At 72.8% G+C, this 25365-nt stretch carries 25 protein-coding genes; 14 read left to right on the top strand and 11 right to left on the bottom strand.

What is annotated here, in order from left to right; all coding sequences use genetic code 11:
* Positions 1-462: 462 nt before the first annotated feature.
* Entirely contained in the window at positions 463-1701 is a 1239-nt protein-coding gene (locus tag AMIR_RS03605) for a hypothetical protein (protein ID WP_012783341.1), read from the bottom strand.
* Between the two features lie 174 nt (positions 1702-1875).
* On the opposite strand from AMIR_RS03605, the gene AMIR_RS03600 reads away from it, so the two are divergent.
* Positions 1876-2202, top strand: coding sequence for a hypothetical protein (locus AMIR_RS03600; protein ID WP_012783340.1), 327 nt, complete (start codon positions 1876-1878; stop codon positions 2200-2202).
* 229 nt (positions 2203-2431) lie between these two features.
* Here the strand turns inward: AMIR_RS03600 and AMIR_RS03595 are convergent, their stop codons facing one another.
* Complete coding sequence (locus AMIR_RS03595) at positions 2432-3211, bottom strand: isoprenyl transferase (protein ID WP_012783339.1); 780 nt, start codon at positions 3209-3211, stop codon at positions 2432-2434.
* An 82-nt stretch (positions 3212-3293) separates the two neighbouring features.
* Between AMIR_RS03595 and trhA the strand changes: the two genes are divergently transcribed.
* Positions 3294-3971, top strand: a complete 678-nt coding sequence (gene trhA / locus AMIR_RS03590; protein WP_012783338.1) for a PAQR family membrane homeostasis protein TrhA — start codon at positions 3294-3296, stop codon at positions 3969-3971.
* Positions 3972-4022: 51 nt separating this feature from the next.
* Here trhA and AMIR_RS03585 read toward each other — a convergent pair whose 3' ends face one another.
* Positions 4023-5996, bottom strand: coding sequence for a thioredoxin domain-containing protein (locus tag AMIR_RS03585; RefSeq protein ID WP_012783337.1), 1974 nt, complete (start codon positions 5994-5996; stop codon positions 4023-4025).
* A gap of 545 nt (positions 5997-6541) precedes the next feature.
* Between AMIR_RS03585 and AMIR_RS03580 the strand changes: the two genes are divergently transcribed.
* A complete protein-coding gene (locus AMIR_RS03580) occupies positions 6542-7102 on the top strand; it encodes a hypothetical protein (protein ID WP_012783336.1) in 561 nt (186 codons plus the stop codon).
* 36 nt (positions 7103-7138) lie between these two features.
* On the opposite strand, the gene AMIR_RS03575 is transcribed toward AMIR_RS03580, so the two are convergent.
* Together AMIR_RS03575 and mca are read right to left on the bottom strand one after the other, a co-directional pair.
* Positions 7139-7465, bottom strand: a complete 327-nt coding sequence (locus tag AMIR_RS03575; RefSeq protein ID WP_041837334.1) for a hypothetical protein — start codon at positions 7463-7465, stop codon at positions 7139-7141.
* 29 nt (positions 7466-7494) lie between these two features.
* The gene (gene mca / locus AMIR_RS03570) at positions 7495-8376 is read right to left on the bottom strand and encodes a mycothiol conjugate amidase Mca (RefSeq protein ID WP_012783334.1); all 882 of its coding nucleotides are present in this window, start codon (positions 8374-8376) and stop codon (positions 7495-7497) included.
* A gap of 109 nt (positions 8377-8485) precedes the next feature.
* Between mca and AMIR_RS03565 the strand changes: the two genes are divergently transcribed.
* Entirely contained in the window at positions 8486-8905 is a 420-nt protein-coding gene (locus tag AMIR_RS03565; protein ID WP_012783333.1) for a DUF4307 domain-containing protein, read from the top strand.
* A gap of 207 nt (positions 8906-9112) precedes the next feature.
* Positions 9113-9607 carry a transcription elongation factor GreA gene (greA, locus tag AMIR_RS03560; protein ID WP_041836558.1) on the top strand — a complete coding sequence of 165 codons (495 nt, stop codon included), beginning with the start codon at positions 9113-9115 and terminating at the stop codon, positions 9605-9607.
* Between the two features lie 216 nt (positions 9608-9823).
* On the opposite strand, the gene AMIR_RS03555 is transcribed toward greA, so the two are convergent.
* Positions 9824-10345, bottom strand: coding sequence for an Lrp/AsnC family transcriptional regulator (locus AMIR_RS03555; protein WP_012783331.1), 522 nt, complete (start codon positions 10343-10345; stop codon positions 9824-9826).
* Between the two features lie 75 nt (positions 10346-10420).
* Here AMIR_RS03555 and hppD point away from each other — a divergent pair, with 75 nt between their 5' ends.
* The 3 genes from hppD (at position 10421) to AMIR_RS03540 (ending at position 12260) form a co-directional block, all read left to right on the top strand.
* Positions 10421-11602 carry a 4-hydroxyphenylpyruvate dioxygenase gene (hppD, locus tag AMIR_RS03550; RefSeq protein ID WP_012783330.1) on the top strand — a complete coding sequence of 394 codons (1182 nt, stop codon included), beginning with the start codon at positions 10421-10423 and terminating at the stop codon, positions 11600-11602.
* 133 nt (positions 11603-11735) lie between these two features.
* Positions 11736-11960, top strand: a complete 225-nt coding sequence (locus AMIR_RS03545) for a hypothetical protein (RefSeq protein ID WP_012783329.1) — start codon at positions 11736-11738, stop codon at positions 11958-11960.
* A 27-nt stretch (positions 11961-11987) separates the two neighbouring features.
* Positions 11988-12260 carry a DUF2277 domain-containing protein gene (locus AMIR_RS03540; protein WP_012783328.1) on the top strand — a complete coding sequence of 91 codons (273 nt, stop codon included), beginning with the start codon at positions 11988-11990 and terminating at the stop codon, positions 12258-12260.
* Positions 12261-12364: 104 nt separating this feature from the next.
* Here AMIR_RS03540 and AMIR_RS03535 read toward each other — a convergent pair whose 3' ends face one another.
* From AMIR_RS03535 to AMIR_RS03525, 3 genes are all read right to left on the bottom strand, one after another.
* Positions 12365-13516 carry a cystathionine gamma-synthase gene (locus tag AMIR_RS03535; protein ID WP_012783327.1) on the bottom strand — a complete coding sequence of 384 codons (1152 nt, stop codon included), beginning with the start codon at positions 13514-13516 and terminating at the stop codon, positions 12365-12367.
* Positions 13517-13708: 192 nt separating this feature from the next.
* Positions 13709-14830, bottom strand: a complete 1122-nt coding sequence (locus tag AMIR_RS40875; protein WP_012783326.1) for an RDD family protein — start codon at positions 14828-14830, stop codon at positions 13709-13711.
* 195 nt (positions 14831-15025) lie between these two features.
* Complete coding sequence (locus tag AMIR_RS03525; RefSeq protein WP_012783325.1) at positions 15026-16396, bottom strand: cystathionine beta-synthase; 1371 nt, start codon at positions 16394-16396, stop codon at positions 15026-15028.
* Positions 16397-16597: 201 nt separating this feature from the next.
* Here AMIR_RS03525 and AMIR_RS03520 point away from each other — a divergent pair, with 201 nt between their 5' ends.
* Both AMIR_RS03520 and AMIR_RS39945 read left to right on the top strand, forming a co-directional pair.
* A complete protein-coding gene (locus AMIR_RS03520; protein WP_012783324.1) occupies positions 16598-17818 on the top strand; it encodes an acetyl-CoA C-acetyltransferase in 1221 nt (406 codons plus the stop codon).
* A gap of 160 nt (positions 17819-17978) precedes the next feature.
* Positions 17979-18212 carry a hypothetical protein gene (locus tag AMIR_RS39945; protein WP_012783323.1) on the top strand — a complete coding sequence of 78 codons (234 nt, stop codon included), beginning with the start codon at positions 17979-17981 and terminating at the stop codon, positions 18210-18212.
* Positions 18213-18394: 182 nt separating this feature from the next.
* Here the strand turns inward: AMIR_RS39945 and AMIR_RS03510 are convergent, their stop codons facing one another.
* Positions 18395-19204, bottom strand: coding sequence for a Bax inhibitor-1/YccA family protein (locus AMIR_RS03510; RefSeq protein WP_012783322.1), 810 nt, complete (start codon positions 19202-19204; stop codon positions 18395-18397).
* A gap of 277 nt (positions 19205-19481) precedes the next feature.
* On the opposite strand from AMIR_RS03510, the gene AMIR_RS03505 reads away from it, so the two are divergent.
* From AMIR_RS03505 to AMIR_RS03495, 3 genes are all read left to right on the top strand, one after another.
* Entirely contained in the window at positions 19482-20849 is a 1368-nt protein-coding gene (locus tag AMIR_RS03505) for an MSCRAMM family protein (RefSeq protein WP_012783321.1), read from the top strand.
* A 26-nt stretch (positions 20850-20875) separates the two neighbouring features.
* Positions 20876-21562, top strand: a complete 687-nt coding sequence (locus AMIR_RS03500) for a class F sortase (RefSeq protein ID WP_012783320.1) — start codon at positions 20876-20878, stop codon at positions 21560-21562.
* A 77-nt stretch (positions 21563-21639) separates the two neighbouring features.
* Complete coding sequence (locus tag AMIR_RS03495; protein WP_012783319.1) at positions 21640-22809, top strand: polysaccharide deacetylase family protein; 1170 nt, start codon at positions 21640-21642, stop codon at positions 22807-22809.
* 63 nt (positions 22810-22872) lie between these two features.
* On the opposite strand, the gene AMIR_RS03490 is transcribed toward AMIR_RS03495, so the two are convergent.
* Positions 22873-23496, bottom strand: a complete 624-nt coding sequence (locus AMIR_RS03490) for a GyrI-like domain-containing protein (protein ID WP_012783318.1) — start codon at positions 23494-23496, stop codon at positions 22873-22875.
* 166 nt (positions 23497-23662) lie between these two features.
* On the opposite strand from AMIR_RS03490, the gene AMIR_RS03485 reads away from it, so the two are divergent.
* On the top strand, positions 23663-25306 hold the full coding sequence (locus tag AMIR_RS03485; RefSeq protein ID WP_012783317.1) for a DUF885 domain-containing protein: 1644 nt from the start codon (positions 23663-23665) through the stop codon (positions 25304-25306).
* The last annotated feature ends 59 nt before the right edge of the window (positions 25307-25365 follow it).

The raw sequence follows: 25365 nt of genomic DNA, 5'->3' as shown, positions 1-25365 counted from the left end.
GACGTAGGTGTGCTGGGCGGGCGCCTTGCGGCGCCGGGACGCGCTGCGCGTTGAGCCTGAGGAACGGCTCGCGGGTCGTCGTGCGTTCACGGCAACTCCTCACGAACGCGGCACCCGCGTCCGCTCCTCGCTGGGCCAGGCACTGTCCCGAATGGATGACCCGTCCGGCTAGCGGACGACGCCCCCACGAGGGCCGGGTGCCGGCCCCCTCGCGCAAACCGCCACGTTTGGGACCTCCCCTGCACGGAGCGCAGTGGACGCGCCCCGCAAGTTCGGAAGCTACCTGTGGAACCCACGTTTCGGGGCGGCCGAACGGGTGTGAGATGGAAGCTTCACCTGCGCGCAAACCGCCCGGAAGATAGTGCGACCGGGGGCTTGCGCTCCCCCGGACAGCGTCATCGGGGCGCAACATTGCGCGATAGCCGCAGTTCTACGGCTTGACACCGGTCCGAGTGAGGGGGTTTACGCAGAGTTGCGGGGTAGCCAGGGCACCCCGGTGGCCAGCTCGGCCTCCAGGCTGCGGGGCACGAGCGGCTCGTCCAGCAGCCGCCGGAAGCGCTCGACCAGCGGGCCGCCGGGCGGGCGCAGGTCCAGCCAGGCCCCCACCAGCCGGACGCCCTCGACGTAGGTCGTCGTGTAGGCCCGCCACAGCGGGTCGGCCAGGAACCGCACGAGCTGGCCCGCCCGCTCCTGCGGCACGAGCAGCCAGCGGCGCAGGAAGTCGACCACGTCGTCGGGGTCGGCCCCCCGGTCGTGCAGCATCAGCGCGGCGTCCTGGCGCACGGTCAGCAGCCCGGACAGCGCCGACTCGACCCGCTCGACGTGCCCGCCGTCGAACCGCAGCCCGATGCCGCCCAGCACCTCCTCGGCCCAGCGCCCCCAGCCGGGGCCGACCGCCAGGTGCAGGCCCAGCTCGGCCGCGCCCTCGGACACCAGGCAGCGGGGGCTGTTGACCAGGAACAGCGAGTGCTCGACGTGGCCGAGGCCGTCGACGAGGGCGGCGGTGCGGCGGCAGTGCTCGGTGTGGTGGCCGGGGTAGGCCTCGTGGGCGATCAGGTGCGGCAGGGTGCCGTAGCGGTGCCCCATGTCGGCGTTGACCGACACCCGCGACCGGTTGCCGCCCAGGTGGTGGGTGAAGCCGCTCCACGGCCGGTCGGTGACCACCTCGTGCTCGACGCCCTCGTCCGGCGGCAGCGCGAGGTCGGGGGCGACCCGCGCGCGCAGGGCGTCGGACAGGGCGGTGACGGCGTCGGCGAGGCGGTGCCGGGGGACGGTGTCGGCGTCGCGGTGCTCGGCCAGGCGCAGCCGCAGCGGGCCGTCGCCGGGCAGCAGCTCGTCCAGGGCGGCGTGCGCGGCCCGGTAGGCGTCGGTGGAGCCGGGGTGGACGCGGACCTGGAAGTAGGCCCGCACCTCCTCCACGAAGGAGGTGCGGGCGCCGTCGAGGGAGCGGGCGGACTGCTCGGCCGCGGTGAGCTGGGCGTCCAGGAAGGCGACGCGCTCGGGCGCGAGGTCCGAGCTGGGCAGCTCGGCGCGCAGCGCGGCGGCCTGCGCGGCCAGGTCGGCCGGGCGCGGGGTCGGCTCGTCCGCCACGGCCCGGCGCAGCCCCTGGTCGCCGGTGTAGGCGTCCACGAGTCCGGGGACGAGCCGGTCGAGCCGGAGCGCGAGGGCGAGGTAGCCGCGCGCCAGGCGGTTGCCGTCCATGAGCAGGGGAGCTTACGAGCGGCGGGGCGGTTCCACCACGGTCACGCGCACGGGCGAACCGGCCTGGGGAAGGGCGTCACACGAAGGTGTCAGTGGTCAGGGGCGCCCTCCGCCCGCCGGTAGCTTCCGGCGCGATCGAAACCGCAGGTACACCCGCACTCCCGAGGAGTTCCCGTGCTGAAGAAGGCCGCTGCCCTGCTGGCCGCCGCGACCGGTCTCACCATGATCGGCTCGCCCGCGTTCGCCGACCCGCTGGTGACGGTGCTGAGCGGCGCCACCACCGACGTCAACGCCGACGCCGACGCGACCGTGGGCGCCGACACGAAGGTCGCGGGCGGCCTGTGCGGCACCAGCGTGAACCTGGTCCAGGTCCCGCTGCCCCTGGCCGACGCCCCGTCGTCGAACAACTGCAACACCGGTGACGGCGGCGCGACCGGCGAGTCGCCGCTCGACGGCGTGACCGACGTGCTGGGCGGGCTCACCGGCATCCTTCCCGGCTGAGGGCCGGAGGCGCTCAGCCGACCCGGAAGCCCGCTGAGGACCACGCGGTCCCGTCCACGGGCTTCCGGGCCGCCGAGAACAGCGACCTCGGGCCTGGCGCTCCCGCCGGGTTCCGGGGTCGTCCCCGTCCCGGAACCGCCGTTACCCGATCCCCTCCGCCACCAATCCCCGAACCGCTCCCCCGCTCCGGCACCACGAACCTCCGGGCTTCGGGGATCGGGATCGGGCCTCAGGAGCCGAAGCGGCGGTGCCGGATCGCGTAGTCGCGCAGGGCGCGCAGGAAGTCGGTCCTGCGGAATTCGGGCCAGTAGGCCTCGCAGAACCAGAACTCGGAGTGCGCCGACTGCCACAGCATGAACCCGGACAGCCGCTGCTCGCCCGAGGTGCGGATGAGCAGGTCCGGGTCGGGCTGGCCGGAGGTGTAGAGGTGCTCGGCGATGTGGTCCACGTCCAGGACCTCGGCGAGCTCCTCGATCGTCCCGCCGGACTCGGCGTGCTTCTGCAGCAGCTTGCGCACCGCGTCGGCGATCTCCTGACGGCCGCCGTAGCCGACCGCCACGTTGACCTGGAGCCCCGTGCGGCCCCTGGTGCGCAGCGAGGCCGCGGACAGGCGCGCCGCGGTCTCGGTGGGCAGCATGTCGAGCGCGCCGACGTGGCGCACCTGCCAGGGGTTGGCGGGCTCGGCCAGCTTGTCGACGATGTCGGCGATGATGCCGAGCAGCGGTTCGAGCTCCTTGGTGGGCCTGGTGAGGTTGTCCGTGGACAGCAGCCACAGGGTGACCACCTCGACCTCGGCGTCCCGGCACCAGTTCAGCAGCTCCAGGATCTTGCGCGCACCGGCGAGGTGGCCGTGGGCGACGTCGTCGAAGCCCGCTTCCTTGGCCCACCTGCGGTTGCCGTCGAGCACCACGCCGACGTGGCGTGGTCGTTGTCTTCCGTCCAACCAGCGGGTGAGGCGGTACTCGTAGCCCTTGAGGAGGACGTTCTTGACGCGTTCGCGGAGACCCACGCTGGAAGAGCGTACGCCGGGTGGCTTCGGTCACGCGCCCGTGTGCTGACCGGTAAACCTACGCTCCCGTAACCTCACTCAGGTGACCGCGTCTACCGTTCCTTCGCAGCCCTCCCCGGCGCTGCGCCCCCGGATGCGGGGCTGGCTGCACCTCTGGTCGTTCGTGGTGTCGGTGGCCATGGCGGCGACACTGGTCGCCCTGGCGGCGACAACCGTGTCGGCGAAGGCGGCTTACTCGACAGCCGTGTACGGCATCACGCTGATGGGCCTGTTCGGCGTCAGCGCCCTCTACCACCGGGTGAACTGGAAGAGCGTCAAGGCCCGGACGTGGATGAAGCGCATGGACCACTCGATGATCTTCGTGTTCATCGCGGGCTCGTACACGCCGTTCGCGCTGACCGCGATGCCCCCGTCCACGGGCCACACCGTGCTGTGGGTCGTGTGGCTGGGTGCGCTGGGCGGCGTGGCGCTGAAGATGCTGTGGCCCAACTCGCCGAGGTGGCTGGGCGTCCCCATCTACGTCGCGCTCGGCTGGGTGGCCGTGTTCACCCTGCCGGACATGCTGGCCCACGCCGGCGTGGGCGTGGTGGCCCTGATCATCGCGGGCGGCCTGCTGTACACGATCGGGGCAGTCTTCTACGCGACCCGCTGGCCGAACTTCTGGCCGGACGTGTTCGGCTACCACGAGTTCTTCCACGCGATGACGGTGCTCGCGGCGAGCTGCCACTGCGTGGCGATCTGGTTGTCGATCTACTCGTAGCCGAGGGCGCTCGGGGCCTGGGCGCACGGCGCCAGGCCCCGAGCGCGGTCCCTACCGCGCCACCAGCGCCGCGGTCAGGTCCTCCACCGTCGTCACCGGCCGGTCGCACACGAAGCCCCGGCACACGTACGCCGCAGGCTCCCCGCCCACCAGCGGCCGGTCTGCCAGGAGCGGGGCCGTGTCCGGCTCGCCCGACACCACCACGCCGCCGCCGTGCACGCCCGACCAGGCCGCCGCCAGCAGGCTCGGGGAGCCGCCCACCAGGGCCACCTGCACGGGGCCCATCGCCAGCGCCTCCGCGACGCTCAGCCAGTGCCCGGCGAACCTCGGCTCCCGCGCCGCCAGCAGACCGGCGCGCGCCACCGCCCGCTCGGCCGCCTCCCGGTACTCCCCCGCCCTCGGCGCGCCCAGCGCCGACGCGGTCAGCAGCGCCCCTGCCAGCGACGACGCCCCGGACGGGCTCGCGTTGTCGGCCGGGTCGGCCGGGCGGTGGACCAGGGTCTCCGCGTCGTCGGCCGTGTCGTACCAGACGCCCGGCTCGTCGCCGGCGAAGCGCGCCAGCGCCACGTCCAGCACGTCGCACGCCGCCGTCAGCCACCGCGCCGTCCCGGTCACCTGGTGCAGCGCGAGCAGCCCGTCGGCCAGGCAGCCGTGGTCCTCCAGCACACCCGCCGCGCCACCGGCCCGCCCGTCGCGGGAGGTGCGCAGCAGCCTGCCGTCGACCACGTGCAGGTCCAGCAGCAGCCCGGCGGCGCGCTCGGCCGCCTCCACCCACGCCCGCACGCCCAGCACGGCCCCCGCCTCGGCCAGCGCCGCCACGGCCAGGCCGTTCCACGAGGTCACCACCTTGTCGTCCCGGCCGGGCTGCTCGCGCTCGGCGCGCGCCGCCAGCAGCGCGGCCTTCAGCGCCGGGTCGGACCCGCCCAGCAGCCGCAGCGTGGACGCGCCGTGCTCGAACGTGCCCTCCTCGGTCACCCCGTACAGCGCGGCGGCCCGAGCCCCGTCCTCCTCGCCGAGCACCTCGACCAGCTGCGCGGGCGTCCACGCGTACGTCGCGCCCTCCACCCCGCCGGTGTCCGCGTCGAGCGAGGCGGCGAACCCGCCCTCCGGGGTGAGCAGGTCGCGCAGCAGGAACCCGGCGGTGTCCTCCACGACCTCGCGGTAGCGCGGCTCGTCGGGCACGAGCCTGGCCAGGTGGGTGTACGCGCGCAGCAGCAGCGCGTTGTCGTAGAGCATCTTCTCGAAGTGCGGCACCACCCAGGACGCGTCGACGCTGTACCGCGCGAACCCGCCGCCGAGCTGGTCGTAGATCCCGCCGGACGCCATCGCGTCGCAGGTCAGCCTGGCCATGGACAGCGCCTGCACGGACCCGGTGCGCTCGTGGTCGCGCAGCAGGAACTCCAGCGCCATCGACGGCGGGAACTTCGGCGCGCCGCCGAACCCGCCGTTGCCCCGGTCCAGGTGCCCGAGCAGCGACACGACCGCGCCGTCGAGCACGTCCGCGTCCACCGCCGCCTCGGGCAGCGGGGTGTGGGCGAGCTGGGCGACGATGCCCGCCGCCGACGCCCGCACCTCGTCGCCCTGCTCGCGCCAGGCGTGCTCGATGGCCTCCAGGACCTGCCGGAACGACGGCATCCCCGGACGCGGGGTCGGCGGGTAGTAGGTGCCCGCGTAGAACGGCTCGCCGTCCGGGGTGAGGAAGCAGGTCATGGGCCAGCCGCCGTGGCCGCTGAGCGCCTGGGTGACGGACATGTAGACCGCGTCCACGTCGGGCCGCTCCTCGCGGTCGACCTTGACGTTGACGAAGTGCGCGTTCAGGTACTCGGCGGTCTCCGCGTCCTCGAACGACTCGTGCGCCATGACGTGGCACCAGTGGCAGGCCGCGTAGCCGACCGACAGCAGCACCGGCACGTCCCGCTCGCGCGCCTCGGCGAACGCCTCCGGGCTCCACTCCCACCAGTGCACCGGGTTGTCTGCGTGCTGGAGCAGGTACGGGCTGGTCGCGGACGCGAGCCGGTTCGTCATGCGACCAACCCTAGCGCCGGAGCGCGAAGAAGGTCCGACGCCCGCTCGCCCGGTTTGCCGCCACCGCCGGGGGCAATCCGCGCAATTCAATTAAAGGGGGGTTCGCAAGGGCCATTTCGAGTATTTCTCCCAGCCGCCCTGACCTGCGGAAACATTCATCGCACTGCAATCTCCGCGATCTTGACCGGGAAGTTGACCTACTGCTAGGGTGGGGCATTCCCAATAGACCTCGTCCAGGGCCTGCGTCCGGCCCGCGAATTGCCCCGGAGTTCACTCGGAATAGCGCCGAGAAGAAGAAGGTGCCGCCCCCCGCCGGGAGCGGCACCTTCGGTGTCCCTCGACCGCGGCGGTGTGGCCGCTCGGATGAGGAGAGCCAGGGACCGGTCAGCGGTTTCCACCACCAACGTACCCCGCCCGAAGGAGCAGCGGCAATTTCCCGAGACCCCCTCATCGACCTGTTCAGCGGCCCGAGGACGGCCCCCTACCTCGCCCGCTGCGGCGGGGACGTCGGGCTCGCGACCCGGCTGTACCGGTGGAACGGGCAGGTGGCGTCGGCGTTCCAGGAGACCAGCGGCCACCTGGAGGTGGCGCTGCGCAACGGCGTGGCGCGGGAGCTGGAGCGGCGGCACCGGCGGCTCGGGCGGCCGGGGGCGTGGTGGGACGACCCGGCGCGCGAGCTGAACGTCGCCGCGCACCAGGCGATCGGCAAGGCGCGCACCGACCTGCGCAAGTGGGGCAAGCCGGTGACCGGGGACTACCTGGTGACCGCGCTCGGGTTCGGGTTCTGGCGCTACCTGCTGACCACCCGGTACACGAGCACGCTGTGGCCGAGCGCGCGCCGGGCGTTCCCGCACCTGCCGGGCAAGGACCGCAAGCTGGTGGAGCGCCAGGTCGGGAACCTGCACCGGCTGCGCAACCGCAACTCGCACGGCGAGCCGGTGTGGCACCTGCCGCTGCACGCGCTGCGCGAGGACCTGTACGACGTGATGGGCTACCTGAGCCGGGAGCTGGTGGAGTTCGCCGAGGACGGCTGCCGGATCGACGGGTTGCTCAGCGACCCACCCGTGCGACTGGGCCGGGGCGACGAGGCCGGCTGGCGGGCGTGAGGGGCGGGAGCGCGCGCCCCCGCCCCCGCCCCGCGCTCAGTCCTGCTTCGGCGCCTCGGCGGCCGGTGCGGCGGGGTCCCCGCCCGCCTTCTTCCCGGCCTTGGCGGCCTTCGCGGCGGCCTTGCCCGCGGCGATGACACTCGCGCCCGCGTTCACCGGCTCCTTCGCCTCGGCCGCGTTGCCCGCGCCCGGCGCGTCGAACGAGGCCGGGAGCTTCTTCAGCTTCTTGTTCATCGACCTGACCAGCAGGAACACCGACGCCAGCAGCAGCACCAGCATCAGCAGGCCGACCGGGGAGGACTTGCCGAAGTCCTCCTTCTGACCACCGGGGTCGTTGTCCCTCGGCTGCTGCGCCACCACCATGGCGGTGGTCTGCGACCACTGCACCGGGCTCACACCGTCACCCTCTCCCGAATCCCCGCGAACAGGTCGTCCTCCGGCACGGTGCTGTCGACCAGCGACCGGTGGAGCTCGTACTCCTCGGTCGGCCACAGCTCGCGCTGGAGCTCCAGCGGCACCGCGAACCAGCGGCTCGCCGGGTCGATCTGGGTGGCGTGGGCCAGCAGGGCCGCGTCGCGCTGCGGGAAGTAGTCCGCGCACTCGACCTGCGTGGTGACCCGCTCCATGACGTCGGGCTGGTCCTTGTTCCAGCCGGACAGCCACTCGGCGTAGGGCGACTCCTCGCCCCTGGCCAGGATCGCCTCGTGGAAGGCGGTCAGCTTGGCCCGCGAGAAGCCGTGCGAGTAGTAGAGCTTGAGCGGCTGCCACGGCTCACCCAGCTCGGGGTGCGCGTCCGGGTCGCCCGCCGCGTCGAACGCGGCGATCGAGACCTCGTGGCAGCGGATGTGGTCGGGGTGCGGGTACCCGCCGTTCTCGTCGTACGTGACGATGACGTGCGGCCGGAACTCCCTGATCACCTCCACCAGCGGGGGCACCGACTCCTCCAGCGGCACGAGGGCGAAGCAGCCCTCGGGCAGCGGGGGCAGCGGGTCGCCCTCCGGGAGGCCGGAGTCGACGAACCCGAGCCAGCGGTGCTGGATGCCCAGGATCTCCGCGGCGCGCGCCATCTCCGCCCTGCGGATCTCACCCATGTTGGCGAGCACCTCGGGCCGGTCCATCGCGGGGTTCAGGATGCTGCCCGCCTCACCGCCGGTGCAGGTCACCACCATGACCTCGTGACCCTCGGCGACGTACTTGGCCATCGTGGCCGCGCCCTTGCTCGACTCGTCGTCGGGGTGCGCGTGCACCGCCATCAGCCGCAGCTTCTCACCCATGCCGTGCAGTTCCTCCGGAACCCTGCCGTTAAAGGCCCGGTCGGGCCCTGCGACACTTCAACTCGGTTGTCGAGGTGGATTGTTCCCCACCGGTGGGAGGATCACGGAAGTGGCACGGCGCGAGCTCCCCGAAGGCAGGTACGGAACGGCCAGGAAGCCGCTGCCCAGGTGGGCCCGCTGGTCACTCCTGGTAGCCGGAATCCTGGCGGGCGCCGCGGTCGGCTGGGCCGGGTACGCGAACTTCGGCTCGTCGCCGATCGCCTCCGACAAGCTCCGGTACAACGCGCTGGGCGACGACCGCATGGAGGTCGTCTTCACCGTCGACCGCGACCAGCCCGAGCGCCCGGTGGTGTGCGTGCTGCGCGCGCTCTCGCTGGACGGCGAGGAGGCGGGCAGGCGCGAGGTGCTCGTTCCCGCGAGCGACGGGGGCACCGTGGAGACCGGTGTCGTGCGCACGTCCAAGCCCCCGGTGACCGGAGAGGTCTTCGGTTGCTCCTACGAGGTGCCCGCCTATTTGAACCGGGAGTAGCGGTGGCGGGCCGCCCGGCGCGGCCAAGCGGGTGATCTGCGAGTTTGGGGCTGCGACCGGGAACCGAAACCGGCCGGCGGCCGTTGCCGTCGTGTTACCCTAGCCCTTCAGCACGGCCCCGGCGTGGGCCGTGTTTTTCCGTTCCGGGCGTTCGCGTCCGGGAACTGCCGGCCCACGCAGGCAGGCCTGGAGCAAGACGAGGAGTTGGTGACCGTGAGCGACACCGAGGTGACCTGGCTGACCCAGGAGGCCTACGACCGGCTCAAGGCCGAACTGGACGAGATGATCGAGAACCGTCCGGTCATCGCCGCGGAGATCAACGCCCGCCGTGAGGAGGGCGACCTCCGCGAGAACGGCGGTTACCACGCGGCGCGCGAGGAGCAGGGCAAGCAGGAGGCCCGCATCCGCCAGCTCCAGGAGCTGCTCCGCGTCGCCAAGGTCGGCGAGGCGCCGACCGTCACCGGCATCGCCGCGCCGGGCATGGTGCTCACGGTGCGCTACGAGGGCGACGACGAGACCGAGGAGTTCCTGCTCGCCACCCGCGAGGAGGGCGCGCACGGCGGCACGGAGGTCTACTCCCCCTCGTCCCCGCTGGGCAAGGCCCTGCTGGGGGCGAAGGAGGGCGAGACCCGCGAGTACGAACTGCCCAACGGCAGCACCATGAAGGTGACGCTGATCAAGGCGGTTCCGTACGCGAGCTGAACCGGTGCGAGATGCCACGGGCGCCCGAGGGCCGAAGGCGCTCGGGGAACCACCAGCCCGTCCAGTCGACCGCACTACCCAGGCAGGCTTCCGGACCGCCGAAGGCGCACCCGGAAGCCTTCTTCTTTACCTCGGCAGCTGATCAGGGGTGGGTTGGCGCACAACGCGCCGACCCGCCCTTCCGCCCGTCAGGCCCAGGTCAGCGGTCGGGGCAGGTCAGCGGTCGGGGCTTCCCCGGCGGACCCGCTCCAGCAGCGGGCGCACCCTCGGCGGCACCGGGGTCGACAGCGCGATCGACGTCGACATCCTGCGCACCCCCGGCACCGCCACGATCTCGTCGATGACCCGCTGCAGGTCGTCGTTCGACCTGGCCACCAGGCGCGCGAACAGGTCGCCCTGCCCGGTGGTGGCGTGCACCTCGCACACCTCGTCGATCGCCGACAGCCCCCGCACGACCTCCTTGCGCCCGCCCTGCGCGATCTCCAGCACCGCGAACGCGGTCAGCCCGTAGCCCATCGCGGCCAGGTCCAGCGCGGGCGGGAAGCCGGTCAGCACGGCGCGCGCCACCAGCCGGTCCAGCCTGGCCTGCACGGTGCCGCGCGCGACGCCGAGCCTGCGCGAGCACTCCAGCACGCCCAGCCTCGGCTCGTCGGTGAGCAGCAGCAACAACCGCGCGTCGAGCGCGTCCACCGCGTCGACCTCGTGGTCAGAGTGCTCAGCCTGCCGGTCGTCGGGCACACCGCACTGTACATTCTGCTCAGCGGAAACCCGGACTGTTGCCCATCTTGCGCACGCGGGCCCACGCTGTGACCCATGACGCATCAGCTTGACGACGTGAGCTACGACCAGCTCCGCCAACTGGTGGGCCTGGTCGACTACGACGGGACGCGGGACCCGTTCCCCGTGCGGTCGATGGACGCCGTGGTCTTCGTGGTCGGCAACGCCACCCAGGCCGCGCTGTTCTACCAGTCCGCGTTCGGCATGGACCTGGTCGCCTACGCGGGCCCGGAGACCGGTCGGCACGACCACAAGTCGTACGTGCTGAAGTCCGGGTCGGCCCGGTTCGTGGTGCGCGGCGGGGTCCGGCCGGGCAGCCCGCTGCTGGAGCACCACCGGGCGCACGGCGACGGCGTCGTCGACCTCGCGCTGGAGGTCGCCGACGTGGACAAGTGCGTGGCGCACGCCCGCGCGCAGGGCGCGACCGTGCTGGAGGAGCCGCACGACGTGTCCGACGAGCACGGCACCGTGCGGATGGCGGCCATCGCGACCTACGGCGAGACCCGCCACAGCCTGGTGGACCGCTCCCGCTACACCGGGCCCTACCTGCCCGGCTACCAGGCGCGCGAGACCCAGGTGCGCAGGCCGGAGGGCGCGCCGAAGCGGCTGTTCCAGGCGGTCGACCACTGCGTCGGCAACGTCGAGCTGGGCCGCATGGACGAGTGGGTCTCCTGGTACAACCGCGTCATGGGCTTCGTGAACATGGCGGAGTTCATCGGCGACGACATCGCCACCGACTACTCGGCGCTGATGAGCAAGGTGGTGTCGAACGGCAACCACCGGGTCAAGTTCCCGCTCAACGAGCCCGCGCTCGGCAAGAGGAAGTCGCAGATCGACGAGTACCTGGAGTTCTACGGCGGCGCGGGCGTGCAGCACATCGCGCTGGCCACCAACGACATCATCGGCACGATCACCGCGATGCGCGCGGCGGGCGTGGAGTTCCTGGACGCCCCCGACTCCTACTACGAGGACCCGGAGCTGCGGGCGCGCATCGGGCGGGTGCGGCTGCCGATCGAGGTGCTCCAGGAGCACAAGGTGCTCGTGGACCGCGACGAGGACGGCTACCTGCTGCAGATCTTCACCAAGCCGGTGGGCGACCGGCCGACGGTGTTCTACGAGCTGATCGAGCGGCACGGCTCGCTCGGCTTCGGCAAGGGCAACTTCAAGGCCCTGTTCGAGGCGATCGAGCGCGAGCAGGAGCGCAGGGGCAACCTCTGACCGGGTGATCACCGAGGGTGTGGCACACCCCCTACCTGCCGTTACCGCCGGTCGACCTGCCGAGGACGTGGGCGCTGCGGTGTGTGGTCCGGGTAGGCTCGCGGTGGGTTCGAGCACTCACCGGGGAGGTGGCATGGCGCTCTCGACGCGGTTCGTGTCGTTCGCCGGAGCGGTGGCCACAGCCGTGGCGCTCACCGGGACTGCCTTCTTCACCGTCGCGCACGCTGGTTGCGGCGAGGTCGGCAGGTTCGTCGAGCGGGGCGATGTGGTCGTGTACGTGGGTGGCTGCGTGGACGGCGCCGACCTGGAACCCGCTCCGGTCCAGGCGGACAACGCCAAGTACCCCTTCCAGCCCTGACCCGACACCTCGGAGGTGGCAGAAGCCGTGTGCCGCAACATCCGCGTGCTCCACAACTTCGAACCGCCCGCCACCGAGGACGAGGTCGAGGCCGCGGCGCTCCAGTACGTCCGCAAGGTCAGCGGCAGCACCCGGCCGTCGGCGGCGAACGCCGAGGCGTTCGCGGCGGCCGTCGCGGCCGTGGCCGAGGCGACCAGGGCGCTGCTGGGCGAGCTGGTCACCACCGCGGCCCCGAGGGACCGGGAGGTCGAGGCGGCGAAGGCGAAGGCCAAGGCCGCCGAGCGGTACGCGAAGAGCTGAGCAGCGGGAGCTGACGGGCGGGGCGCCGGACCTGGGTCCGGCGCCCCCGTTCGTCGTCAGGGCCTGTTCGGGGCCCGTTCGGGGCCTTTTCCGGGGCCCGTCCGTCAGGCCAGGGCCTGCGACAGGTCGGCGATCAGGTCGTCCGCGTCCTCCAGGCCGACCGAGATCCGCACGAGCGAGGCCGGGACCTCCAGCTCGGTGCCCGCGACGCTGGCGTGCGTCATGCGGCCGGGGTGCTCGATCAGCGACTCGACGCCGCCCAGCGACTCGGCCAGCGTGAACACGTTCGTGCGCGCGCACACGTCGAGCGCGGCCTGCTCGCCGCCCTTGACCAGGAACGACACCATGCCGCCGAACCGGCGCATCTGCTTGGCCGCCGTCTCGTGGCCGGGGTGCTCGGGCAGGCCGGGGTAGAGCACGCGCTCCACCTTCGGGTGCGCGGACAGGGCCTGCGCGACCGCCTCGGCGTTGTCCGAGTGCTTCTCCATGCGGACCTGGAGGGTCTTGAGGCTGCGCAGGGTCAGCCACGCGTCGAACGGGCTGGGCACCGCGCCGGAGCCGTTCTGCAGGAACGCGAACTTGGTGTCGAGCTCCTCGTCGGAGGTGACCAGCGCGCCGCCGATGAGGTCGGAGTGGCCGCCCAGGTACTTGGTCGTGGAGTGCATGACCACGTCCGCGCCCAGTTCGAGGGGGTTCTGCAGGTAGGGCGAGGCGAACGTGTTGTCCACGACCAGCGTCACCGAGGCGTCGCGGGTGGCGTCGGCCAGCAGCGCGATGTCCGCGATGGTGAGCAGCGGGTTGGTCGGCGTCTCGACCCACACCAGCTTGGTGTTCGGGCGGATCGCGGCGCGCACGGCGTCCACGTCGGAGATCGCGACGGGGGTGTGCTCGACGCCCCACTGGGACAGCACCTTGTCGATGAGGCGGAACGTGCCGCCGTAGGTGTCGTTCGGGATGACCAGGTGGTCACCGGGGCGCAGCAGCGACCGCAGCGCGGTGTCGGTGGCGGCCATGCCGCTGGCGAACGCCCGCCCGAACCGGCCGCCCTCCAGCGCGGCCAGGCACTGCTCCAGCGCGGTGCGGGTTGGGTTGCCGGTGCGCGAGTACTCGAAGCCCTTGCGCAGCCCGCCGACGCCGTCCTGGGCGTAGGTGGAGGTGGCGTAGAGCGGCGGGATGACCGCGCCGGTGGTGGGGTCCGGCTCCTGTCCGGTGTGGATCGCCCGCGTTGCGAAGCCGAGTGGGCCGCTGTCAGTCATGGGGTCAATCTACGGCCCCGGCGCGGAGCGGACCGCCCGTCTCGCGGCGTGGGCGGGACGGGGGAGCGCGGGTGACCGGGGCGGGGGAGCCGGGGTGACCGGAGCGGGCGAGCCGGAAAGCCGAGCGCCCGCCCCACCGGTGCGGTGGGACGGGCGCTCGGGGGGTTCTCGCCGTCGCGGGGACGGGTCAGCTCACCACTGCGGCGGCTGCTGGCCGTAGCCCTGCTGGGGCGGCTGGCCGTACGGCTGCTGCGGGGCCTGGCCGTAGCCGGGCTGCTGGCCGTAGTGCTGCTGCGGCTGGCCGTAGCCCGCCTGCGGGACCTGGCCGTAGCCGGGCTGCTGGCCGTAGCCCTGCTGCGGCTGCTGCCCGTAGCCGGGCTGCTGGCCGTACGCGGGGGCGCCGGGCTGCTGGCCGTGGCCGCCGGGGGCGTCGGGCACGTTGACGACGATCGTCTTGACGATCTTGTCGGCCCAGGTCTGCTTCTTGCTCTCCCACAGCGGGGCGAGGTAGCCGATGCCGCAGGCGATGTTGTCGACGAAGTGGCACAGGCCGCGCACGAACGCGCCGCCGAAGCCGATGACCTGCCCGGTCTCCTCGCTGATCAGCTTGATCTTGGCGATCTTCTTGCCGAACGACTGCCCGGTGGTGCCCATCAGGTAGAGGTTGTAGAACCCCCAGCCGATGGCGGCGAGGTAGAGGACCCCGGCGATGCCCATCATGAGGCCGATGTCGCTCGGGCCCACGCTGCCCATGAGGATCGCGGCGACGATCACGACCACGACCACGACGCCCTGGTCGATCAGACCGGCGATGACGCGGCTGCCCCACTCCGCGTACCCGCCCGCGGGCGGGGCGGGCTGGCCGTAGCCGCCGTGCCCGTAGGCCTGCGGCAGGCCCGTCGCGGGCTGCTGGCCGTAGCCGGGCTGGCCGTACGGGGACTGGGGCTGGCCGTACGGGTTCGGCGCGGCGGGCTGGCCGTACGGGTTCGACGGCGGGTACCCCGGCTGCTGCGCCGGGAAGCCGCCCGAGGCGGACGGCGTGCCGTACTGCGGGATCTGGGCGCCGGACCCGCCGGGCACGACCTGGGTCGCGTCGGAGCTCGGCTGGGCGCCCTGGGTCATGCCGGGGGTGACCACCTGCGTGGCGTCGGGGTTCGCGCCCGCTCCCTGCGGCACGACCTGGGTCGCGTCGGGGTTCGCGGCGGACTGGCCCGCGCCCGGCGGCACGACCTGGGTCGCGTCGGGGTTGGGAGCCGCGGGGGGCTGGGGCTGTGCGCCGAACTGCTGGTCCCCTGGCGGCTGCGGAGCGTTCATCGGAGTGTCCAACCCCCTAGGCGTGTGCCCGTTGGTCGTAGTGGTTCGCGGATGTGCCTGCCCAACGCTAGCGGATGGCGCGCGCCCGATCATGGGCAACCGTGGAACCGAGCCGGGTCCCGCCCCAGATCAGAGACCTGGGACGGGACCCGTCGGTGGTGGTGGGAACGGTTCCGGGAACCGCTCGGGGACCGGTCAGCGACCGGCGAGGAAACCCAGGATGTCCTGCCGGGTCACCACTCCGGCGGGCTTGCCGTCGTCCAGCACGAGCGCGCCGTCCGCCGAGGACAGCGCGGTCATCGCGGCGCCCACCGGCTCGCCCGCGCCGATCGTGGGCAGCTTGACCGACATGTGGGACTCCAGCCGGTCGGCGAGGTGCGCCTTGCCGGTGAACAGCGCGTCGAGCAGGTCGCGCTCGTTGACCGCGCCCGCCACCTCGGCGGCCATGACCGGCGGCTCGGCGTTGACCACGGGCATCTGCGAGACGCCGTACTCGCGCATGATCGCGACGGCCTCGGCGACCGTCTCGTTCGGGTGGGCGTGCACCAGGTCCGGCATGGTGCCGTCCTTGCGGCGCAGCACGTCGCCGACGGTCGCGCCGGTGGAGTCCGGGGCCATGAAGCCGTACTGGGCCATCCACTGGTCGTTGAACACGCTCGACAGGTAGCCGCGCCCGCCGTCGGGCAGCAGCACGACCACGACGTCGTCCGGCCCGCACTTCTCGGCCACCCGCAGCGCGGCGGCGACCGCCATGCCGCAGGAGCCGCCGACCAGCAGGCCCTCCTCGCGGGCCAGGCGCCGGGTCAGCTCGAACGAGTCGGCGTCGGAGACCGCGACGATCTCGTCGCACACCGTGCGGTCGTAGGCGTCCGGCCAGAAGTCCTCGCCGACGCCCTCGACCAGGTACGGCCTCCCGGAGCCGCCGGAGTAGACCGAGCCCTCCGGGTCCGCGCCGACGACCTTCACGCGGCCCTCGGAGACCTCCTTGAGGTAGCGGCCGGTGCCGGAGATCGTGCCGCCGGTGCCGACGCCCGCCACGAAGTGGGTGATCCGGCCCTCGGTCTGCCGCCACAGCTCCGGACCGGTGCCGTGGTAGTGGCTGGCCGGGTTCTCCGGGTTGGCGTACTGGTTGGGCTTCCACGCGCCGGGGATCTCGGCGACGAGGCGGTCCGACACGTTGTAGTACGAGTCGGGGTGCTCGGGCGCGACGGCGGTCGGGCACACCACGACCTCGGCGCCGTAGGCCTTGAGCACGTTGCGCTTGTCGACGCTGACCTTGTCCGGGCAGACGAAGACGCACTTGTAGCCCTTCTGCTGCGCCACCAGCGCCAGGCCCACCCCGGTGTTGCCCGAGGTCGGCTCGACGATGGTGCCGCCGGGCCCCAGGGCGCCGGACCGCTCGGCCGCCTCGACCATGCGCAGCGCGATGCGGTCCTTCACGCTGCCGCCGGGGTTCAGGTACTCGACCTTGGCCAGCACGAGCGGCTTGAGCCCTTCAGCGACCGCGTTGAGCCGCACCAGCGGCGTGTTCCCCACCAGGTCGACGACGCTCTCGACGTACTCCACCGGTCCAGGTCCCTTCCACGGCGTTCCACGACGCGGACGAGCGTATCCGGCTGGAGGGCCCGTCCGCCGCCGTCGAGCACGGGGTGGGACGGGGACCAGGTCACCTGTCCGGGCGACGAAGTGCTGAACGAGCGTTAACTTGAGGGGCGTGGGCGCGCTCCGAGGCGCGCCGAACGGCGACATCGTGAAGGGGTTCCCACCATGCCTGAAGCCGTCATCGTCTCAGCGGCCCGCTCCCCGATCGGCCGGGCGGGCAAGGGGTCGTTGAAGGACGTCCGGCCCGACGACCTGGCCGTGCAGGTGGTGCGGGCGGCGCTGGAGAAGGTCCCCGAGCTGGACCCCGCGCAAATCGACGACCTGATGCTCGGCTGCGGGCTCCCCGGCGGCGAGCAGGGGTTCAACCTGGCCCGCGTGGTGTCCGTGCTGCTCGGGCACGACGGGCTGCCCGGCACGACGGTGACCCGGTACTGCGCGTCCAGCCTCCAGACGACCCGGATGGCGCTGCACGCGATCAAGGCCGGCGAGGGCGACGTGTTCATCAGCGCCGGGGTGGAGGTGGTCTCCAGCTTCGCCAGGGGCAGCTCGGACAGCTGGCCGGACACCCGGAACCCGCTGTTCGCGACGGCGGCCGAGCGCGGCCGGGCAGCGGCCGAGCAGGGCGCGGACGGCTGGCAGGACCCGCGCGAGCTGGGCGAGCTGCCGGACGTGTACATCGCGATGGGGCAGACGGCGGAGAACCTGGCGCTGGCCGAGGGCGTCTCGCGGGCGGAGATGGACGAGTTCGGGGTCCGGTCGCAGAACCTCGCCGAGCGGGCGATCGCGAACGGGTTCTGGGCGCGGGAGATCACCCCGGTGACCACGCCGGACGGGACGGTCGTCTCGGCGGACGACGGGCCCCGCGCCGGGGTGACGCTGGAGGGCGTGTCCGGGTTGAAGCCGGTGTTCCGGCCGGACGGGCGGGTCACCGCCGGGAACTGCTGCCCGCTCAACGACGGGGCGGCGGCGCTGGTGGTGATGAGCGACGTGAAGGCCAAGGAGCTCGGGATCACGCCGCTGGCGCGGATCGTGTCCACCGGGGTGTCCGGGCTGTCGCCGGAGATCATGGGGCTGGGGCCGGTGGAGGCCTCGCGGCGGGCGCTGGCGCTGGCCGGGCTGTCGGTGTCGGACATCGACCTGGTGGAGATCAACGAGGCGTTCGCGGCGCAGGTCATCCCGTCCTACCGGCAGCTGGGGGTCGACCTGGACCGGCTGAACGTGAACGGCGGGGCGATCGCGGTCGGTCACCCGTTCGGGATGACCGGGGCCCGGATCACCACGACGCTGATCAACTCGCTGCGGACGCACGACAAGCAGTTCGGGCTGGAGACGATGTGCGTGGGCGGCGGGCAGGGCATGGCGATGGTGCTGGAGCGGCTGAGCTGAGCTGAGCCGAGGGCCGCCCTCGGGCGGTGTCCGCGCGGTCCCCGTTGAACCATCCGGTGGAAATGCGCGGACGCCGCCCGGCGGGGCCTGTCCGGCCGGGTGATCAGCCGGCAGCATCCCCCTCCGGGCGGTCGGGCGCCCGCCGAACGGAGGAGGCGGCATGGCGCACGTGTGGTGGCGCGTCGGCTCGGACCCGCTGTGCCACGCCTTCCCGCTGGCGGGCGACCACCCGGCCGGCGACCACCTGGCGGCCTGCTCGGGGGCGCGCAGGCCCCCGGACGACGCGGGCGGCCAGGCGCACGGGCCGCTGTGCGTGGCCTGCCTGGTGCGCCTGGAGGGCGCGGGCGCCGCGCTGGCCGCGCACCCCGGCCCGAGGAGCGGCCAGCCCTGCTGACGGCGGGGGCCACACGCGCGGCCCCTGGAAAGCCCCCGGACGAGTACCCCGAATGAGTGCCCCGGACGAGCGCCCCGGAAGACCCCGGAAAAGGCGAAAGACGCCCCAGCCTGCACGGCCAAGGCGCCTTCCTCATCCAGTTGGTTCGGGGGTGTCCCCTCCAGCGACCGGACCCGTCGGGGTCAGTCGTTCTGGAAGTAGGACAGCAAGCGCAGGATCTCCAGGTACAGCCACACCAGGGTGGTCATCAGGCCGAACGCGGCCCACCAGGCCCACTTCGACGGGACGCCGCTGCGGATCATCTCGTTCGCGGCCTCGAAGTCCAGCAGGAAGCTGAAGGCCGCGATGCCGATGACGACCAGCGAGAAGACGATGGCCAGCGGGCCGCCGTCGCGCAGGCCCAGGTTCACGCCGAACAGGCCCATGACCAGGTTGGCGAGCATCAGGACGCCTGCGCCGACCATCGCGCCGATGACCCACTTGGTCAGGCGCGGGGTGACGCGGATCGCACCGGTCTTGTAGACCACGAGCATTCCGGCGAACACGCCGAACGTGCCGAGGATGGCCTGCCAGGCGATGCCGGGGAAGAACGCCTCGAACACGCCGGTGATGCCGCCGAGGAACACGCCCTCGGCCGCGGCGTAGGTGAGCACCAGGGGGGCGCTCGGCGTCTTCTTGAAGATGATGATCAGCGAGACGACGAGGCCGATGATCATGCCGGGGAGGGTCAGGGCGATCGGGTTGACCGCGCCCGTCAGCACCAGCCAGGCCGAGACCAGGCCGGTGACCAGGGTCAGGCCCAGGGTCACGGCGGTCTTGGTGACCACGTCGTCGATCGTGATGGGGCGCTCGCCCGAGGCCTGCTGCTGCGGGTAGCCGCCGCCGTACTGCTGGCCGTAGGGCTGAGCCTGTCCGTACTGCTGCTGCCCGAAGCCCGCGTGCCCGCCGCCCTGGGGCAGGTTCCGGAACGCGGGGTTGCTGCTGGTGCGCACCTCAGTGTCCTCCTGTTGGCGTCTCGCGCCTTCACGGGGTTCAACGTCCGCACGAGCAGATCGGTTCCCGGCGGGTAAAACGGACTTTACCCAGTGGAGCTCTCGGTTACCACCTACTTGAGTGGCGGAGCGTAGTCACCACATACCCCAGTGGCGGCTTGTCCGCACCTTCGGTACCGGGAAAGCTCACCAGGCCAGCACCTTCCGCACCCATTTTCAGGGAGTCTTGCCAATCATGGGCTGGAGACGACTCGCTGGGGCTACGCTCGCGGCCGGTGTGACCTTGCTCGCTTTACCTGCGGCTATCGCCCAAGCGGCGCCGCAGGAGGGGCTCGGTTACCAGCACGAGGCGCAGCCCTACAAGGATCGCCCGGACGGGCCGGGGTGGTCCGGTTCCTACGTCTGGAACAAGAAGCAAGTGTGGTGCGTCGCCTACGCCTTGAAGGCGCCCGACAGCGACGTCGAGTACAAGGAAGGCGACGAGCTGCTGACCAAGGGCGGCAAGTCGCTCGCGCCCGACATCTCGGCGAACATCTCCTACCTGCTGCTGCGCTACAGCACCACGACCTCGGCCGACGAGGCCGCAGGGCTGTCGCACCTGCTGCACACCTGGACCGCCGCGCCGGACGCCCAGGCGGGCATCGCGATCGGGGCGGACGTCCCGTTCCAGAAGGTCGCCTACGACGAGCAGTTCAACTTCGACCGGCTGCCCGCCTCCGCGCACGAGGCGATCGCCAGGATGAAGGCCGACGCCGAGGCCAACCGGGGCCCGTGGGCCGCGCAGGTCATCGCGCCGACCGGCGACCAGCTGATCGGCACGGCCGACACCTGGACCGTGACCGTGTCCAAGCAGAGCGGCGGCGGCGTCGGCGGGGTCCCCGTGACCGCCGAGCTGACCGACGCGAAGATCGAGGGCAGCGAGGCCGGGACCGCGGAGCTGGTCACCCCGGCCGACGGCAAGCCCCTCACGCTGAAGGTCGTCCCGACCGGCCCCTCCCCCTCGGTGGCCGTTCGACTGGACAGCCCGGCCGACAAGCCGGTCGTGCACGTCCCGGCGGACAGCGACATGCAGCGCATCGTCACCACCGGTGGCGAGAAGAAGCTCACCGCGAACGCGTCCGCCTCCGCGAAGACCCCTCCGGGGATCGTGAAGATCGGCAAGGTGGACTCCGAGACGAAGAAGCCGCTCGCGGGCGCGGCGCTGCGGGTGACCGCGGCGGACGGGTCCACCCCGGCGGTCCTGCAGGACGAGAGCCCGCTGGTCGGGCCGGAGGGCACCCCCGTGGTGCTCCAGACCGGCGCCGACGGCACCGCGGTCGTGGAGGACCTGCGCACCCCGCAGGAGATCTGCGTGATCGAGGTGGCCGCGCCGAAGGGCTACGAGGAGAACTACGACCCGAACGCGCCGCCGAAGGCGTGCGGGAAGGTCGAGCCGGGCCAGACCCTGGTCCTGCAGCTGGGCAACAAGCCGAACAAGCCGATCGTGCCCATCACCATCCCGGCCGGTTCCGAGGGCGGGGTGGCGCTGGCGACGGCGTCCTTCACCACGGAGACCGCGCCCGGCGCGGTGGCGGGCTTCGCGGGCGCCGTGCTGGTCGGCGGCGTCGCGCTGGGCCTGGTGGTCCGGCGGCGGCTGGCGGCCTGAGGTGACGATCCGGCGGTGCTGAACAGATGGTGAGAGCTCTGCTGGCCGGCGCGGCGGTGGTGGGCGTCCTGTCCACCACCGCCGCTCTGGCGCTCACGGCGCCCGACGTGGTGGTGACCGGGCAGGCCAGGCCGGCCGACCCGGTGGTGCCGCACCCGCTGGGCGACAGCCTGCGCAGCGGGCGCGGCGTCGACCTGGCCGGGATGCGGGCCGGGTCGAACGCGCCCGCCGACCTGCCGGTCCCCGAACCTCCGCCGCCGCCCGCCGCCCAGGTGCGGCCGGGCACGGTGCGGCTGCCGCAGGGGAACACGGCGAAGCTGGTGCGCAGCGAGGTGACCTCGGACGGGGTGCTGCCGGTGCCGGACGGCGTCGGCGAGGCGACCTGGTGGGGCGTGGACCTCGGCGCGGGCGAGGGCGCGACGGTGCTGGCGGGCCACGTGAACTGGAAGGGCGCGACGGGGCCGTTCGACGAGCTGTGGCGGGCCGAGGCGGGCCGCGAGGTGCTCGTGGTGGACACCTCGGGCGCCGAGTACCGGTTCGCGGTGCGGGACGTGCTGGCGGTGCGCAAGGACGAGCTGCCGCGGCGCGCGGTGGAGCTGTTCGGGCCGTCGGGCGAGCACCGGCTGGTGCTGGTGACCTGCGGCGGCCGGTGGGTCGGCGGGCAGCTGGGGTACGAGGAGAACCGCGTGGTGGTGGCGACGCCGGTGGGCTGACCGCCCCGGTGGGGAGGCCGCGTGGGCGCGCGGGTTTCCGCACGGAAGCAACCTCCGGACGCAATGTCCCGTCCACGATGGTTGTGAAGCGATGGGGCTGGCTCTCGACGGTGGTCGCGCTCGCGGTGGTCCTGGTCGTGCTCGCGGTGCTGGGCGTGCGGGAGTCGCCGCCGGGCGGCGACGTCGGCGAGCCGGCCGCGCGGCTGCCCGGCGTGACGACCGGGTCGAGCGCGAGCGCGGCTCCCGCGCCGACCGTGCCCGCGCACCCGGACCCGCCGTCCTGGATGCGCAGGCTCCAGCCCGGCGAGAAGCCGCCGCAGTTCCTGCTGTTCTCCTTCGACGGCGCGGCGTCCAAGAAGCACTGGGACCGGCTGAACCCGATCGCCGCGCGGACCGGCGCGCACGTCACCGGGCTGCTGTCCGGGGTGTACCTGCTGACCGAGCAGCAGGGCGCGGCGACCTACCGGGGGCCAGGGCAGGGCGCGGGCAGGTCGGACATCGGGTTCGGCGGCACGCAGGCGGACGTGGAGCTGCGGATCGACTACCTGAACAAGGCGATCGACGACGGGCACGAGATCGGCACGCACTACAACGGGCACTTCTGCGCGGGCGGGGCGTCCAGCGTGGGCGACTGGGACACCGCGGACTGGGGCGACGAGCTGGAGCAGTTCTTCCAGATCGTGGAGAAGGCCCGCGCCAAGGGGTTCAAGCTGGACCCCGGCACCGTGCGCGGCGGGCGCACGCCGTGCCTGGAGGGCAGGTGGGACCAGGCGTTCCCGGCGATGCGGCAGCACGGGCTCGTCTACGACACCAGCCACGTGAGCCTGGGCGTGCAGTGGCCGTCGGTGCGGGACGGGGTGTGGGAGTTCCCGATGCCGGAGGTGCGGGTTCCCGCGCTGGGCAAGCAGGTCGTGATGATGGACTTCAACCTCTGGTACGCGCTGGACGGCGCGAAGGAGAAGACCGATCCGGCGAACGTGCCGCTGTTCACCCAGGTCGTGGTGGACACCTACTGGTCGGTGCTGCGGGCGGCGGCGAACGGGAACCGGGCGCCGGTGGTGATCGGCAACCACTTCAACGACTGGGCGGGCGGGGCGTTCAGCGAGGCGGTGGAGCGGTTCATGGGCGAGGCGTGCGGCGCGGACGGCACGGTGTGCGCGACGTACACCGAGGTGCTGCAGTGGATGCAGCTGCAGGACCCGGCGGTGCTGGAGCACCACCGCCGGATGCCCGCGGCGATGAACTGACGGCGCCGGACTGACGGCGCCGGACTGACGGCGCTGAACTGACGGCGCCGGACCGGCGGGGGCTCAGCCGAGCCTGGCGACCGGTTGCCGCACGATCGTGCGGCGCTTGGCGGGGGCGGTGCGGCGCGGGTCGCTCAGGTAGACCTCGTGGTGCCTGCCGGTGGGGGCGAGCCCGTGCTCGGGGATGAACTCCTCGTGCACGCGGCGCAGCAGCTCGGCCTCGTCGTCGTACGCGCCGACGTGCAGGGCCTGGACGCACAGGCCCTCGGAGAGCGCTTCCACGCGCACGTCGCGCAGCCGCGCGGGCGGGTCGCCGCCCGCCTCGACGCGGTCGAGCGCCCCGGCGAGCAGGTCGTCGCCGACCCAGTCGGGCAGCAGGAGCAGCAGGGTCCAGCTCCACTTGGACTTGTCGCGCCCGCTCGTGAACGAGGCGTGGTCCTCGGCCCACCACAGGCCCTCCAGCGGGGGCACGACGTAGTCCCGGCCGAGATCCCCCTTGCTGGTGAACTTGAGCCGGTAGGCGACCGGGTAGAGGGCGGAGACGGCGTCCGCGTAGGCGTCGGTGTTCGGGTCGCCGGCGCCGTCGACCGCCAGGTAGCGCAGGTCGGGCACCTCGACCAGCTCGGGCACGTCGCGCTTGGCGGTGTAGCTCGGGACGGTCCGCTTGAAGTCGACCTTGTCCGCCATGGGTCCTCCAGTAATGCGTTCCAGCGGTGCGGTTCCGGGGTGCGGTTCCGGGGAGGGGGCACCGTACTGCGGGGGTACGACGGTTCCGGGCGTTCCGCCCACGCGGACGGCCGGTCGTTTCCTAAGCTAATGACCGGCAGGGACGACGAGCGCTGGGAGCACCCGCATGGCGACGACCGCTGGACTGGCCGAGGAACTCCTCGAACTGGTCAAGGACCTGGACCCGATCGGCGCGGCGCTGTACGGCCTGCCGGTGGCCAACACCGGCCTCGAGGACGTGAGCGAGGCGGGCGAGGCCGGTTCCCGCGCGCGGGCGCTCGACATCGCCTCCAGGGCACGGGCGCTGCCCGAGGACGACGACCCGGTGACCCGCGCGGTGGTCGTGCAGCAGGCGCTCGCGATCGTGGACCGGATCGACGCCGGGCTGGTCGAGCACTCGATCACCGACTCGTTCTTCGCGCCCGCCGGGATGCTCCTGGCGATGCTCCCCATGCTCACCCCGTCCGACGAGGCCCAGCAGCGGGCCTACGTGGCCCGCCTGGCGGCGATCCCGGAGTACCTGGGGCAGGTGGCCGACCGGCACCGCTCGGGGCGCTCAGCGGGCCGCAGGCCGGTCGCGCGCCTCGTCCGGGCGGCGATCGCGCACCTGGACCGCTACCTGTCCGCCGAGCGCGACCCGCTGGCCAGGCACGAGCTGGTCGCGGACGTCGCGGCCGAGCGGGACCGGGTGCTGGCCGAGCGGGTGCGCCCGGCGTTCGCCGCGTACCGGGAGGTGCTGCGGGAGCTGCTGCCCGACGGGCGGCCGGACGAGCAGCCGGGCCTGTGCTGGCTGCCGGACGGCGAGGCCGCGTACGCCGCGCTGGCCCGCCACCACACCACGACCCCGCGCACGCCGGACGAGCTGCACGAGACCGGGCTGGCGATCATCGCCGACCTGGGGCGGGAGTACGCGGAGATCGGCGGGCGGGTGTTCGGCCCCTCCGACGCGGCCGGGGTGTTCGAGCGGATGCGGACCGACCCGGCGCTGCGCTGGGACACCGAGGAGGAGCTGCTGGAGGCGGCCAGGACCGCGATCGCGCGCGCCGAGGAGGTCGCGCCGAAGTGGTTCGGGCGGCTGCCCGCGCAGCGCTGCGTGGTGGAGGCGGTGCCCGCCGACGACGCGCCCGGCGCCCCGACCGCCTACTACTCCTCGCCCGCGCTGGACGGCAGCAGGCCCGGCACCTACTACGCCAACACGCACCGGGTGCAGGAGCGGTTCCGGTACCAGGCCGAGGCGATCGCCTTCCACGAGGCGGTGCCCGGCCACCACTTCCAGATCTCGCTCGCCCAGGAGCTGACCGACCTGCCGCTGCTGCGGCGGATGGCGTCCGTCACGGCCTACCTGGAGGGCTGGGGGCTCTACACCGAGCGGCTGGCCGACGAGATGGGGCTGTACTCGGACGACGTGGCGCGGCTGGGGATGCTGGCGCTGGACTCGATGCGCGCGGGCAGGCTCGTGGTGGACACCGGGCTGCACGCGAAGGGCTGGAGCCGGGAGCGGGCGGTGGCGTACCTGCGGGAGAACACGCCGCTGGCGCTGGTGGAGATCGAGAACGAGGTGGACCGGTACATCGCGGCGCCCGGCCAGGCGCTGTCGTACATGGTGGGCCGGTTGGAGATCCTGCGGCTGCGGGCGGCGGCCGAGGCGGCGCTCGGGGCGGCGTTCGACATCCGGGAGTTCCACGACCTCGTGCTCGGCGGCGGGCCGCTCCCGCTGGCCGTGCTGGACGGGGTGGTCACCGACTGGGTGAACGCTCGATTGGCGAACTGAACGGGCGGGCCGGGGCCGCTTAGCGGCGGCCCCGCTTAGTCCGCAAAAGTGCGGAAATA

This window comes from Actinosynnema mirum DSM 43827 (assembly GCF_000023245.1).
Classification (GTDB): Bacteria; Actinomycetota; Actinomycetes; order Mycobacteriales; family Pseudonocardiaceae; genus Actinosynnema; species Actinosynnema mirum.
Note: the sequence above shows the minus strand (reverse complement) of the source record. Positions and strands in the feature narration are given on the sequence as shown.

Excerpts from the sequence above, each read along its gene's own strand:
- AMIR_RS03605 (WP_012783341.1), bottom strand. The coding sequence starts at position 1,701 with ATGGACGGCAACCGCCTGGCGCGCGGCTACCTCGCCCTCGCGCTCCGG.
- AMIR_RS03585 (WP_012783337.1), bottom strand. The coding sequence starts at position 5,996 with ATGACGAACCGGCTCGCGTCCGCGACCAGCCCGTACCTGCTCCAGCAC.
- AMIR_RS03575 (WP_041837334.1), bottom strand. The coding sequence starts at position 7,465 with ATGGTGGTGGCGCAGCAGCCGAGGGACAACGACCCCGGTGGTCAGAAG.
- mca (WP_012783334.1), bottom strand. The coding sequence starts at position 8,376 with ATGGGTGAGAAGCTGCGGCTGATGGCGGTGCACGCGCACCCCGACGAC.
- hppD (WP_012783330.1), top strand. The coding sequence starts at position 10,421 with ATGACGCATCAGCTTGACGACGTGAGCTACGACCAGCTCCGCCAACTG.
- AMIR_RS03545 (WP_012783329.1), top strand. The coding sequence starts at position 11,736 with ATGGCGCTCTCGACGCGGTTCGTGTCGTTCGCCGGAGCGGTGGCCACA.
- AMIR_RS03535 (WP_012783327.1), bottom strand. The coding sequence starts at position 13,516 with ATGACTGACAGCGGCCCACTCGGCTTCGCAACGCGGGCGATCCACACC.
- AMIR_RS40875 (WP_012783326.1), bottom strand. The coding sequence starts at position 14,830 with ATGAACGCTCCGCAGCCGCCAGGGGACCAGCAGTTCGGCGCACAGCCC.
- AMIR_RS03520 (WP_012783324.1), top strand. The coding sequence starts at position 16,598 with ATGCCTGAAGCCGTCATCGTCTCAGCGGCCCGCTCCCCGATCGGCCGG.
- AMIR_RS39945 (WP_012783323.1), top strand. The coding sequence starts at position 17,979 with ATGGCGCACGTGTGGTGGCGCGTCGGCTCGGACCCGCTGTGCCACGCC.
- AMIR_RS03500 (WP_012783320.1), top strand. The coding sequence starts at position 20,876 with ATGGTGAGAGCTCTGCTGGCCGGCGCGGCGGTGGTGGGCGTCCTGTCC.
- AMIR_RS03495 (WP_012783319.1), top strand. The coding sequence starts at position 21,640 with ATGGTTGTGAAGCGATGGGGCTGGCTCTCGACGGTGGTCGCGCTCGCG.
- AMIR_RS03490 (WP_012783318.1), bottom strand. The coding sequence starts at position 23,496 with ATGGCGGACAAGGTCGACTTCAAGCGGACCGTCCCGAGCTACACCGCC.
- AMIR_RS03485 (WP_012783317.1), top strand. The coding sequence starts at position 23,663 with ATGGCGACGACCGCTGGACTGGCCGAGGAACTCCTCGAACTGGTCAAG.